At 73.1% G+C, this 12,276-nt stretch carries 10 protein-coding genes; 3 read left to right on the forward strand and 7 right to left on the reverse strand.

Features of this window, described 5'->3' with window-relative positions; genetic code table 11:
* Positions 1-57: 57 nt before the first annotated feature.
* The 3 genes from HTZ77_RS14235 to HTZ77_RS14245 form a co-directional block, all read right to left on the reverse strand.
* Complete coding sequence (locus HTZ77_RS14235) at positions 58-858, reverse strand: hypothetical protein (protein ID WP_175590026.1); 801 nt, start codon at positions 856-858, stop codon at positions 58-60.
* A 64-nt stretch (positions 859-922) separates the two neighbouring features.
* A complete protein-coding gene (locus HTZ77_RS14240; RefSeq protein WP_175590027.1) occupies positions 923-2,533 on the reverse strand; it encodes an ABC-F family ATP-binding cassette domain-containing protein in 1,611 nt (536 codons plus the stop codon).
* Between the two features lie 146 nt (positions 2,534-2,679).
* Positions 2,680-3,339, reverse strand: coding sequence for a DUF1275 family protein (locus tag HTZ77_RS14245; protein WP_175590028.1), 660 nt, complete (start codon positions 3,337-3,339; stop codon positions 2,680-2,682).
* 221 nt (positions 3,340-3,560) lie between these two features.
* Here HTZ77_RS14245 and HTZ77_RS14250 point away from each other — a divergent pair, with 221 nt between their 5' ends.
* Genes HTZ77_RS14250 through HTZ77_RS14260 form a run of 3 tightly spaced genes read left to right on the forward strand, consistent with a single transcriptional unit; the run spans position 3,561 to position 6,507 of the window.
* Positions 3,561-4,733, forward strand: a complete 1,173-nt coding sequence (locus tag HTZ77_RS14250; protein WP_175590029.1) for a DUF4185 domain-containing protein — start codon at positions 3,561-3,563, stop codon at positions 4,731-4,733.
* Positions 4,730-5,740: a DUF4432 family protein gene (locus tag HTZ77_RS14255; RefSeq protein WP_175590030.1), complete on the forward strand. Its 1,011-nt coding sequence runs from the start codon at positions 4,730-4,732 to the stop codon at positions 5,738-5,740. Before HTZ77_RS14250 ends, HTZ77_RS14255 begins: the two co-directional genes overlap by 4 nt.
* On the forward strand, positions 5,737-6,507 hold the full coding sequence (locus HTZ77_RS14260; RefSeq protein WP_175590031.1) for an SDR family NAD(P)-dependent oxidoreductase: 771 nt from the start codon (positions 5,737-5,739) through the stop codon (positions 6,505-6,507). Before HTZ77_RS14255 ends, HTZ77_RS14260 begins: the two co-directional genes overlap by 4 nt.
* A gap of 35 nt (positions 6,508-6,542) precedes the next feature.
* Here HTZ77_RS14260 and HTZ77_RS14265 read toward each other — a convergent pair whose 3' ends face one another.
* From HTZ77_RS14265 to HTZ77_RS14280, 4 genes are all read right to left on the reverse strand, one after another.
* Complete coding sequence (locus tag HTZ77_RS14265) at positions 6,543-7,502, reverse strand: hypothetical protein (protein WP_175590032.1); 960 nt, start codon at positions 7,500-7,502, stop codon at positions 6,543-6,545.
* Positions 7,493-7,924 carry a peptidase inhibitor family I36 protein gene (locus HTZ77_RS14270; protein WP_175590033.1) on the reverse strand — a complete coding sequence of 144 codons (432 nt, stop codon included), beginning with the start codon at positions 7,922-7,924 and terminating at the stop codon, positions 7,493-7,495. The genes HTZ77_RS14265 and HTZ77_RS14270 overlap by 10 nt, the downstream gene beginning before the upstream one ends.
* Positions 7,925-8,035: 111 nt before the next feature.
* On the reverse strand, positions 8,036-9,268 hold the full coding sequence (locus tag HTZ77_RS14275) for an enolase C-terminal domain-like protein (protein ID WP_175590034.1): 1,233 nt from the start codon (positions 9,266-9,268) through the stop codon (positions 8,036-8,038).
* The gene (locus HTZ77_RS14280) at positions 9,265-12,276 is read right to left on the reverse strand and encodes a glycoside hydrolase family 38 N-terminal domain-containing protein (protein WP_175590035.1); all 3,012 of its coding nucleotides are present in this window, start codon (positions 12,274-12,276) and stop codon (positions 9,265-9,267) included. The genes HTZ77_RS14275 and HTZ77_RS14280 overlap by 4 nt, the downstream gene beginning before the upstream one ends.

Genomic DNA, 12,276 nt, shown 5'->3' on the forward strand with positions numbered 1-12,276 from the left:
AGAATATTTCGCATTACTCGGCGGGCCGCGTCCTGGGAGGAACGGACGCGGCCCCGATCACTCCTTGTGCTCGGTCAGCGCCGAGCTGCCCCGGTCCACCGCGAACGGCGGCATGGACGGCTTGATCGTGTGCAGCGGCACCGCGCCGCCCAGCGCCAGCTCCTCGTACGGCCGCGCCGTCGAGCCCCACGTGCGGGCCGTCACCTCGGCGTCGGTCGGCTTCGCCTTGCCCGGCAGCCCCTCCACGGTCAGCACGAAACGCGGCGTCCGGCCCGGCTTGACGTCGTCCACGAACGTGCTGCCTCCCCCGAGCAGCTTGCCGTCCCGGTCGCGGACCAGCGCGTTGACCACCAGGCTGCCCGCCGGCAGCCGGTACGGGTTGCCGACGTAGCCGGTGACCACGACGGAGCCGTCCTTCTGCGGCAGCGTCTGCACCCGCGTGATCGGGAACGGCCGGAATGCCGACGGGACGCGGGCGGCGGTCCGCCACTGGGCGGGCCGGTACTCGATGGACACCTTCGCCGGCTTGTGCTCGGCGTTGGCGTGGCCGGTGAAGGCCAGCTCCCCGCCGGGCGGCACGGCGTCGAGCGGCTGGTCCATCCTGACCACCTCATGCCCGCCGGCGTCACGGCCGACGATCGTGGCCACCACGTGCTCGCCGAAGTGCCACGGGTTGTCGTTGGCGAGGACCCCCGCCCAGTTGACGACGTACCCGTCGGACGACTTCGTGACGTGCGACACCTGCTCCTTGAGCGTGAGCGGCTTGAGCTTGGGTTCTGACGGCACCTCGGTGGAGCACCCGGTGAGGCAGATCGCCCCGAGTGCGAGGAGGCTGACGGTTCGGCTACGCGGGATCACTTTGCCGTGATAGCCGCTTCATGGGTACGGCTGGCAGAGGACACGCGCCGCCCGTACCCAATCTTTAACGCGCGCGCACGACCCTGGTCTCGTCCCACACCGGGTGTGGCGACTCGTAGACGGTGCCGTCGGAGCCGAAAACGAGGAAGCGGTCGAAGTCGGCGGCGAACCAGCGGTCGTGGGTGACCGCGACGACCGTGCCGTCGAAGGCGTCGAGGCCCTGCTGGAGCGCCTCGGCGCTGGCCAGGTCGAGGTTGTCGGTCGGCTCGTCGAGCAGCAGCAGCGTGGCGCCGGACAGCTCCAGCAGCAGGATCTGCAGCCGCGCCTGCTGGCCGCCGGACAGCGTGTCGAAGCGCTGCTCGGCGACCAGGCCGGCCAGCTCGTAGCGGGCCAGCGCCTTCATGGCCTGGCTCTTGTCGCGGGCGTGCTCGGTCATGACGATCTCGACCGGGGTGCGGCCGAGCAGGTCGGGGCGGGCGTGGGTCTGCGCGAAGTGGCCGGGCACGACCCGGGCGCCGAGGCGGGCCGTGCCGTCGTGGCGCACCGACTCTCCGGCGATCAGCCGCAGGAAGTGGGACTTGCCCGAGCCGTTGGAGCCGAGGACCGCGACGCGCTCGCCGTACCAGACCTCCAGGTCGAACGGCCGCATCAGGCCGGTCAGCTCCAGCCCCTCGCAGATGACGGCGCGCTTGCCGGTGCGGCCGCCCTTGAGCCGCATGCTGATGTTCTGGTCGGCGGGCGGCACCTCCGGCGGGCCGGCCTCGACGAACTTGCGCAGCCGCGTCTGCGCCGCGTGGTAGGCGGCGGCCATGCCGTCGTTGTAGCGGGCCTTGTTCTTCAGCATGTTGACCAGGGCCTTGAGCTTGGCGTGCTCCTCGTCCCAGCGCCTGCGCAGCTCGTCGAGGCGCTCGTTGCGGGCCCTGCGCGCCTCGGCGTAGCTGGTGAAGCCGCCGCCGTGGATCCAGATGTTGCCGGCCTCGACGGTGACGATGCGGTCGGCGGCGTTGGCGAGGAGCTGGCGGTCGTGGCTGATCAGCAGGACCGTCTTGGGCGTCTCCCTGAGCTGCCGCTCCAGCCACTCCTTGCCGGGCACGTCGAGGTAGTTGTCGGGCTCGTCGAGCAGCAGCGTCTGGTCGGGGCCGCGCAGCAGCGCCTCCAGGACGAGCCGCTTCTGCTCGCCGCCCGACAGGGTGGACACGTCGCGGTACTTCACGTTGTCGTACGGCACGCCGAGCGCGGCGACCGTGCAGGTGTCCCAGAGGACCTCGATGTCGTAGCCGCCCGCGTCGGTGTAGTCGGTGATGGCCTGGGCGTAGCGGAGCTGTGTCTTCTCGTCGTCGCGCTCCATCATGACCAGCTCGGCCGCCTCCAGCCGCTCGGCGGCCTTGCGCACGGCCGGCGGGGCGACGCTCAGCAGCAGGTCGTGGACGGTGCTGCCGTCGCGCACGCTGCCCACGAACTGGCGCATCACGCCGAGCCCGCCGGAGCTGGCCACGCTGCCCTCGACGGGCTGGAGGTCGCCGGCGATCAGCCGCAGCAGCGTGGTCTTGCCGGCGCCGTTGGGGCCGACGAGAGCGGCCTTGACCCCCTCGCCGATGCGGAAGGACACGTCGTTGAGCAGCGGCCGCCCGTCGGGCAGCACGTACGTCAGATGCCCGATCTCCACATGCCCCATGACCCGTGTCCCTTTCCCGATTCGCCCCGCGCAGGGTATCCGGGCGCGGGCGATCCGGTCATTCCGTTTTCAGTCCGAGCCTTCGGCCGGGCAGTACGACGGCCCGGAGGCCGTGGCCCTGCTGACCGCTCACCTGGACCGGCTCCTCACCTGGCGGCGGGAGGGCAGATCACGCCCGCCACCACCTCGATCGCGGCGGCCACCAGAAGAGGCAGGGCGGGATGCACGCCGAGCAGCAGCGCCCCCAGCGCGGCGCCGGTGAAGGTGGCGGCGACCGTCGCGAAGCGCCGCTCCGCGGTCGCGAGCGACGACACCATGAACAGCCCCGCCAGCGCCCGGGTCACCACCGTCGTCGGCAGGTCGTGGGCCGCCACGCGCAGCACGGTGGCGTTGCGCGAGCCCATCGCCAGGGCGAGCGCGACGATCACGGCGAAGCGGTGCGGATCGTGATGCAGGCGGTCGCCCAGCAGCAGCGCGAGCACGGCCGCGACCAGGATGAGCACGCCCTCTCCGGCGATCGCGAACGTCAGCCACCGCGGCCCGCGCCACCGCACGAGCACGCCGTGCGCCCAGTGACCGCCGATGGCCCCGCCCGCGAACGCCGCCAGGGCGATGACCGGCCCGGCCGGCCGGATCTCCCCGTTGAACACGCCGAACCCGGCGAACAGCACGTTGCCCGTCATCACCGCCGTGAACACGCGGCCGAGCCCCAGGAAGCTCACGGCCTCGACCACGCCCGTGACCCCCGTGAGCAGGACCAGGATCACCGTCAGCCGCTCGGGCCGGCTCCCCTTCGCGAAGGGCATCTCCCCTTCATATCCGCCGCCCGGTCGGGGGCGAAGCCGCCGCACCGCCGAGGCCCGCGACCAGGACGCACACGACCGCCACCAGGTACGGCCGGCGCGCCAGGTCCATCAGGCAGGTCGTCGGGAACGTGAAGCCGTGGACCGCCGATCTTCACCGCAGGGGTGGACAGCAAGTGATCTAATGACTAGAACTGTAGGAATCGCCCCCCTAAGGACGTGCCATGACGCGATTCCGTGCTGCCCTCATCCCCCTGGCCGCCACGCTCCTCGGCCTCACCGCACTGCCCTCCCAGGCCGTCGCCGCACCCCCGAAACCGGTGCCCAGCATCTCCGCCGAGCGGTCCGCCGCGCCGCTCACCAGCCCGTCCGCCTGCGCGCCGACGGTCAAGGGCGCCTCGACCGACGCCCGGCTGACCAGCCTGTTCACCGCGTACGGCAACGACAACAGCCGGCTCGACGACTGGACCGGCGCCGACGGCACCTACTCGCTGCGCCTGCCCGACGGGCGCGAGCTGTGGGTCTTCTCCGACACGTTCCTCGGCCGGATCAACCCCGACGGCTCCCGGCCGCCGGTGGTCGAGGAGGGCGGCACCACCGTCTTCCTCAACAACACCTTCGCCGTCGAGCGCGCCGGCCGGCTGGCCACGATCCACGGCGGCACCGCCGCCAAGCCGGCCGCCGTGATGCCGCCGCGCGACAAGAACCACTGGTACTGGGCCGGTGACGCCACGCTGGCCGGCGGCCTCGTCGAGGTGACCTACCAGGAGTACGAGCGCTACGGCACCGGCGCGTGGGACTGGCGCTGGCACCGCAACGTGGTGGCCAGGTTCGCCCCCGGCCGCCTGGACCGCCCGGTCAGCGTCCACGACCTGCCCTCCGCGCACGGCGTCTCCTGGGCCTCGGCCACCCTCAAGGACGGCGGCTACACCTACGTCTACGGCGTGGAGGACCTCGGCTCGCCGAAGTACATGCACATCGCCCGGGTCAAGGGGCAGAGCCTGCTCGGCGACTGGGAGTACCTGAAGGCCGACAACACCTGGTCGCCGGACGAGGCCGACTCGGCCCGGATCATGAGCGGCGTGGCCAACGAGTACAGCGTCACCAAGGTCGGCGACGGCTACGTGCTCATCACCCACGACACGACCGAGGTGCTGAGCGCCAACATCGTGGCCTACTCCTCGTGCTCGCCGTTCGGGCCGTTCACCGGCAAGCAGCACGTCTACACGACGCCCGAGACGAACGGGAACATCTTCACCTACAACGCCCACGCCCACCCCGAGGTGTCGGGTAAGGGACTGGTCGTGTCGTACAACGTCAACAGCTTCGTGAACACCGACCACTACCGGGACTCGTCGATCTACCGGCCTCGCTTCATCGACGTGAGCTTCGGGTGAGGCGCAACTGGGCGGCGCGCCTGCGGTCCGTCACCATCGACGGGCTGCGGGCGGTCGTGCTCGAGAACGAGCCGCTCCGCGTGACCGTGGTGCCCGACAGGGGCGGTGACGTGGTGGAGTTCCTGCACAAGCCCACCGACACCGACTTCGTCTGGCTCTCGCCGCAGGGCCTGCGCGACCCGGCTCACCATCTCCAGGGTGCCGCCGACGACGTCGCCCAGTTCGTCGACCACTACGAAGGCGGCTGGCAGGAGATCTTCCCCAGCGGCGGCGCCCCCAGCGAGTACCGGGGGGCGCGGCTGGCCCAGCACGGCGAGGTCGCCGGGCTGCCCTGGGACTGCGAGGTCACGGCCGACTCGGAGGAGGAGGTCGCGGTACGGCTGAGCGTGCGGACCCGGCGCCTGCCGTACCGGGTGGACAAGACCTTCCGGCTGCGGGCGGGCACGGCCGCGCTGGAGGTCGAGAGCACCGTGAGCAACGAGTCCGACCTGGAGCTGCACGCGATGTGGGGACAGCACATCGTGTTCGGCCGGCCGTTCCTGCGGCCGGGCGCGCGGATCCGGCTGCCGGAGGGGGTCACCGTGATCCCGCACGAGAGCGCCGTCAACCCGCGCGGCCGCCGCGTGCGGGCCGGAGGGCCGTGGACCTGGCCGGTCGTGCCGGCCGACGGCGGCGGCGAGACGGACCTGAGCGTGGTGCCGGAGCCCGGGACGCCCGGCGACGTCGTCTACCTGACGGGGTTCAGCGAGGGCTGGTACGAGATCACCGGCGAGGTGGGCATGCGCGTCGAGTGGGACGCGCGGGTGCTGCCGTACCTGTGGATGTGGCAGGAGCTCGGCGCCTGGGAGGACTATCCCTGGTGGGGCCGCCTGTACACGGTGGGGCTTGAGCCGTTCGCCGGCATGCCGACCAACGGGCTGGCGGAGGCCGTGGCCAACGGCACCGCGCTCGCCCTGGGGCCGCGCGCGACGAGGACGCTGACGATGCGGGCGGAGGTCCTGGCATGAGTGAGTTCAGCGGGAAGGTCGCGCTGGTCACCGGCGGGTCGATGGGCATCGGCCGCGCGGTGGTGGACCGGCTGGCCGACGGAGGCGCGTCGGTGGTGTTCTGCGGCGCCGACGAGGGCGCGGCGCTCGACAGCGAGCACGTGACGGGCGTCGTCGCCGACGTGCGGCGCGCCGGCGACATGCGCGACCTGGTGGACCTCGCGGTCGCGAAGTACGGCGGGCTGGACGTCGTGGTGACGTGCGCGGGCGTGCAGAGGTACGGCACGGTCGAGGACACCCCCGAGGACGTCTGGGACGAGGTCATGGACATCAACCTCAAGGGCGTCTACCTCACCTGCAAGGCGGCCGTGCCCCGGCTGCGGGCGCGCGGCGGCGGCTCGATCGTGGTGATGTCGTCGGTGCAGGCGTTCGCCTCGCAGGCGCAGGTGGCCGCCTACACCGCCAGCAAGGCCGCCCTGAACGGCCTGACCCGGGCGATGGCGCTGGACCACGCCGCCGACGGCATCCGGGTCAACGTGGTGTGCCCCGGCTCGGTCGACACGCCCATGCTGCGCTGGGCGGCCGACCTGTGGCGCGGGCCGCTGTCGCAGGAGGAGCAGGTGGCCCAGTGGGGCCGCGCCCATCCGCTGGGCCGCGTGGCGCGGCCCGAGGAGGTGGCCGAGCTGGTGGCCTTCCTCGCCGGCCCCCGGTCGTCGTTCATCACCGGCGCGGAGCACCGCGTCGACGGCGGCCTGCTGGCGCGGAACCCGGCCGCCCTACCCGACTGACCACGCCCGCGCGCCGCCGCCCCAGCGCGCGGGCGTCAGCGTTCTAAGACCTCGGCGGCCCGGTCGAGGCGGGCGCGCAGGTCGTCGCGCAGGTCCGCGAATCGGCCCGGCTCGGCGGCGATGACGGCCCGCTGCGCCGCGGCGTCGGCGGCGAACCACGCGGGCACCAGCCCCGAGGACCACTTGCAGGCCGTGTCGGCCGTCGCGGTCCGCTTCTCGCGGGCCGTGACGGCGGCCGAGCGCAGGTCCCAGCGGGGGTCGGCGATGGCCGCCTCCGGCGACGGGTACGGGTGCCCGGCGCGTTCCATGCACGTCTTCCAGCGGGCGACGGCCTCGACGACGGCCGGATGCCCGGCGGTCTCCGCGACCGTCCGCGCGTCCTGGAGCGCCAGCCACTGCCAGTCGGCTTCAGGGCTGGTACGGCGGGCCTGCTCGGCCGTGGCGCGCTCGTCGCAGCCCGGACGGCCGGGCGTGCCGTCGAGGGCGCGGCGGGCGGACCGGCCGAGGGTTACGTCCCAGCTCCGGCCCTGGCTCGACGGTCTGGACGGCGGCAGGTGGTAGCCGTTGCGGCGGGCCGGCTCTGGGTCCGCGACGCCGTAGCGGCGGCTGTTGCCGGGGTCGCCCGCGGCGTAGGCGGCGGCGTCCGGGCGCGGCGGGGAGACGGCGTGCCCGCGGCGGTGCATGCAGCGGGCGAGCAGCGCGGCGCGGGCGCGGGCCATCAGCGCGCGCTGGCCCGGCGTGGGGCGGTAGGCGTCGAAGGGCAGCACCAGGTCGGCCACCCGCGTCGGCGGCGGCACGGCGAGCGACGACGGGGCGAGCGACGGCGGGGCGAGTGACGGCGGGGTCGCCGGCGGCGGGGCGGCGGTGCAGGCCACGGCGGCGCAGGCGCTCGTCAGCAGCGCGCCGAGGACCGCCGGGCCGCGCGTGGGTCCGCGGCGGCCGGTCTCCGGAGGCCCGATCCGGAAACCGGCCCCGCCGCATGTGGTCAGGCGCACCAGATGCTGAGGGAGCTCGCGGTGTTGTTGCCGACTGTGCTGTTCGCGAGGAACGGGTCGGCGCGACCGGCCGCGAACGTGCTGTGTGCGCCGGTGAAGAGGGGGTTCTGCCAGAGGACGGCCTCGCAGCCGCTGCGGTTCTTGACCGAGCTGGCGTCGTTGTTCACGATCCTGGACGACTCGATCGCCGTGTCGCCCTGGAGCCACAGGTCGTCGCCGAGGTAGGCGTCGTTCTCGGTGAAGTCGTGCCACAGGTCGCGCGGGTAGGCCCCGCTGTAGTTGTAGCCGTAGTACGCGTACAGGCACACCGCGCCCCGGTCGCAGCCGCCGTCCGGCCCTGCCAGCGCGGATGCCGCCGGCAGGGCGAGGCTGAGCGACGCGGCCGCGGCGCAGGCGCCAGCCACGCGGATGATCGTCCTCACTGCTGCCTCCCCGACGAGGACCGTCCTTGATCGGTAACCTAGCGTGTCGTTCCACATACGGACCGGTATGACATGCCGAGTCGGGTAAGAGGCAGCGGTGCGGGCGGTCGGCTACAGGGTGACCTCCTGGGAGACGGTCGGGTCGGCGAAGCGCTCGTTGGGCACCCGGGCGTACCATCCGGGCCGTCCCGGGTCGCGGTCGTAGGGGTAGCCGCCCAGCTCGCGGTAGAGCTCGGCGTACCGGGCCACCTTGTCCTTGTCCAGCCGCACGCCCAGCCCGGGGGCGGTGGGCACCGCGATGGCGCCGCCCTCGTACGGCAGCGGGCCGCCCTCGATGACGTCGTCGCGGAGCTGGTGGTAGTGGGCGTCGGCCGCGTACGTGAGGTTGGGCAGCACCGCGCCGAGGTGCAGCATGGTCGCGAGCTGGACCCCCAGCTCGCCGGAGGAGTGCACGGCGATGCCGAGCTGGAACGTCTCGCACACCCCCGCCGCCTTCACGCACGGCCGGATGCCGCCCCAGAACGTGGTGTCGAGCAGGACGACGTCGGCGGCCCGGCGCAGCACGTTGGAGGCGAGCTGCTCGAAGTTGACGACGACGGTGTTGGTCGCGAGCGGCACCCGGACCTGCTCGCGCACGGCCCGCAGCCCCTCCAGGCCCCAGACCGGGTCCTCCAGGTAGTCGTTGTTGAGGTTCTCGATGGCCCGGCCGAAGCGCAGCCCCTCGGCCAGCGACAGCACCGCGTTGGGGTCGTAGCGCAGCCGGTCGCCGGGGAACTCCTCCGCGAGCGCCCGGTAGCACTCCAGCTCGTGGTCCGGCGGGAACACGCCGCCCTTGAGCTTGTGGACGGTGAACCCGTGCGCCTCACGCAGGCCGCGGGCGTGCCCGACGAGCTGGTCGGGGGTGCGGATCTCGGGATGCCCCTCGGCGGCGTACCGGAAGAACAGGTACGACGCGAACGGCACCTCGTCGCGGACCCGGCCGCCGAGCAGGTCGCACACGGGCACGCCGAGGCGTTGCCCGATCACGTCGAGGCAGGCGAACTCGATGGCCGCGAGGAGCTGGGTGCGGTTGTTGTAGAGCGACGCCGTCGGGTTGGCGATCTTGAATCGAAGCGCTTCGAGCTGGAACGGGTCGTGGCCCTTCAGGTACGGCAGGAGCGCCCGGAAGGCCGCCTCGGCGCTCTCGCCGCCCCCGCCCATCTCCCCCAGCCCGACGAACCCCTCGTCGGTCTCGACCTCGACGAGGGTCCGGACGAAGCGTCCCCAGTGGGCGCCGTTGCTGTGCCGCAGCGGCGCCTCCAGCGGGACGGCGACCGTGGTGGCCCGGATGTCAACGATCTTCACGCGCACGTCCCCCAGACCGCGGCGACCCCGCACGCGGGCAGCCGTACCTTGACCGATTCGCCCGCCACCTCGGCGGGTTCACGCCCGCGCTCCAGCCCCGCGCTGACCTCGGCCGAGCGCAGGCCGGGCACCGTGAGCGTGACCTCGACCGGCTCGGCGGCCAGCGACTGGAGCCGGACGACCCGCTCCGCGCCGGCCTGCCCGATCGAGGTGACCAGCACGTCGGGGTGGTCCACCGACGCGTACGTGCGGGCGGCGTCGCCGCACGGCCCGGTGACCAGCACGCCCGCGAACGGCTCGGTCAGCCCGGAGGCCGCGAGCGCGCCCAGCCGCCGCCCGTCGGCGCCGGCCTGCGACATGACCGCGTAGCGGAACGTGGTCTCGCCCTGCTGCTGCGACGGGAAGTTGGTGTCCCAGATGTTGTTGAGCGCCCAGGAGTACACCGTGCCGTCCTCCTGCTCCAGCGTCGGCGGGAACGGCGCGTACGGCATGTGGATGGTGCCGAGCTGCACCAGCGGCGCCTCCAGGGTGGCCCAGGCGACGGTCAGCTCGGGGTCGTCGAAGGCGATCCAGTGGCGGATGGGCAGCATGTACGCGGCCGAGCCGGGCACCTGGGGCACGTCGCGCCCGCCGACGCCGCCGGTCAGCTCCCACGCGGTCGCCGGGCCGGCGGCGAACGGGAAGGCCAGGAAGACCGCCTCCTTCGCCGGGGTGCCCTGCTTGGCGAGCTGGTAGGTCAGGTCCAGGCGGGGCACGCCGCGGTGCAGCTCGATCGTGGTGCGCAGCCAGTCGACGCCCTTGCCCTGGAGCTCGACGACCAGCCGCTCGGTCACGGCGGTGCGCTGCGCCTTGACGATCGTGGCGCCCCGGCCGATCGCCCGGTCGCCGAGCAGGGTGCGGTCGTGCGCGCCCACGTGCCCGGACAGGTGGTTGAAATGCGGGGCGGTGGCGTAGCTGTCGTAGACGTACTGGCCGAACCCGGCCGCCGCGTCGCGGTTGACCAGCTCCCGGCCGGCGACCTTGTCGAAGATCGAGCCGATGTAGCCCTCGCGGACGTCGTACGTCACCCGGTAGAACTCGTTCTCGATGACCCCGCCCAGGTCGGCCTCGGCCGGCTCGGCGGCCTGGCTCCCGGCCGTGACCACGTCGATCCGGGCGTAGCCGTTGCCGGGGACGTCGGGCACCACGGCGTGCAGGTGCCGTCCGATGGGCCGGGTCGGCCAGTCCTCGGGATGGACGTACTCCTCGTGGTGGGCGAGCGTGTCGCCGGTCCGCGCGTCCACCAGCGCGATCGGCACGTCGGCGGCCACCACGTCGCGCGGCAGGAACGCGCGCACCAGGTCGGTGCGGGCCCGCGTCGCGGGGTTGAACACCGCGAACGACGCCAGCGTGCCCTCGGGCAGGTCGCCCTCCTCCGCCAGCGCGGCGCCGAAGCGGCGCACGGCGGCGTGCAGCAGGTCGGCCGCGTCGTCCTGCGCGTCGTAGGCGCCCGACGACTTGCGGGTCCACTGCAGGCCGCCCGAGTCGCCGGCCTCCTCGGCGTCCTCCCACGGGTTGGCGGCGCCCCAGGTGTGCTCGTTGAACAGCGCCACCTTGTCGTACGCCTCGTCGATGCGGTCGGTGGCGTCGGCCCCGGCGAGCGTGTGCAGGGTCTCGGCGGCCCGCAGCGCGGACTGCGCCCGCCGCACGTAGCCGAGCGGGCGCGCGCCCGAGCCGAGCCCGTCGGCCCACCAGTCGGTCCAGTCGCCCTCGTGGACGGCCAGCCGGTCGTGGTAGTGCTCCTCGACGTGCTCGAAGAAGTCGCTGTTGGCCGCCGAGCGCAGGCGCGGCCAGGCCCACCGCTCGTTCCAGGTGCGGGCGATCGCCGCGGGCACGATGGACGGGCCGGCGTTGTCGGCGTGCGCGCCCTGCACGCGCATGTGCAGCACGTCCAGCTCGTACGGCTCGCGCGGCGCGTCGGGCCCCTGCCAGCCGAACGTGCCCGGCCCGTACGGGTAGCCCCGGGTGGCCAGGGCGGCCAGGTAGCGCGGCAGCAGGTCGTCGGCCAGCTCGTAGGAGTCGGTCAGCCCGACCGTGTTGCCCTCCATGTACGCCATGCCGTGGGGGGTGTCGGTGAACCAGACCAGCAGCTCGTTGCCGCTGGGCGCCCGCCAGCGGAACGGCCGGGTCAGCTTGTCGCCGCCGTGCAGGTACGGCACGGACCGGCCGGCCCAGTTGTGAGCCGCGGCCAGGTAGCGGACCCCGGCCGCGTTGAGCGCGTCGACCAGGCCGACCACGGCGCCGGGCACGTCCGTGTGCATGGCCGAGCGCGTGGCGAAGCCGTACCTGTCCTGGAGCTCGGAGGTGAAGCGGAGCTGCCGGTAGAGCTCCTCGGTCGAGCACGCCTCGGTGTGGAGCTGGAACGGCAGGGCCGTCACCTCGATGACGCCCGCGCGGGCCGCCGCGGCGAACGCCTCGACCTGCTCGGCGGGCCGGTTCTCCAGCCACTTCAGCGCCGGCATCGACGACTCGACCGTCCAGCGGAACTTCGCGTCGTCCGGCCAGGACGCGGTCTCGTCGGCCAGGCGGACCGCGGCGTCGAGGTATTCGAGGTGGTGGCGCAGCACCGTGCCCTGCGGGTCGGTGTAGCCGATGTCGAGGTGGGAGTGGTGGACGACGAACACGCTCCACTTGCGCTGCGGCGTCACCGTGATCCGCGCCGAGCCGACGAGTCCTTCGTCGTCACGCGACTCCAGCGTGAACGCGCGCGGCGCCGACACCTCGGGCACGAGCAGCGTGACGTCGGAGCCGGTGGCGCTGTCGACTCCGACCAGCACGTGCGTCAGCGGGCGCGTGCTCGACACCCGGACCGCCTGGCGGCCGTCGTGCGTGAACAGCGGCAGCACCGCGACCCGCACCTCCAGCCCCCGCAGCTCGATGACGGGGGTCGAGGTGTCGTTGCGCAGCGCCTGCCTGATCCCGTCGTAGTCGGGGGAGCCCAGGCTCCGCTGCAGCAACCGGCTGGTCAA

It is taken from the genome of Nonomuraea montanisoli (assembly GCF_013363975.1).
GTDB lineage: Bacteria > Actinomycetota > Actinomycetes > Streptosporangiales > Streptosporangiaceae > Nonomuraea > Nonomuraea montanisoli.

What these genes read in the sequence shown, in the direction of transcription:
- HTZ77_RS14240 (WP_175590027.1), bottom strand. Translation starts at nt 2,533, where the DNA reads ATGGGGCATGTGGAGATCGGGCATCTGACGTACGTGCTGCCCGACGGG.
- HTZ77_RS14260 (WP_175590031.1), top strand. Translation starts at nt 5,737, where the DNA reads ATGAGTGAGTTCAGCGGGAAGGTCGCGCTGGTCACCGGCGGGTCGATG.
- HTZ77_RS14245 (WP_175590028.1), bottom strand. Translation starts at nt 3,339, where the DNA reads ATGCCCTTCGCGAAGGGGAGCCGGCCCGAGCGGCTGACGGTGATCCTG.
- HTZ77_RS14250 (WP_175590029.1), top strand. Translation starts at nt 3,561, where the DNA reads ATGACGCGATTCCGTGCTGCCCTCATCCCCCTGGCCGCCACGCTCCTC.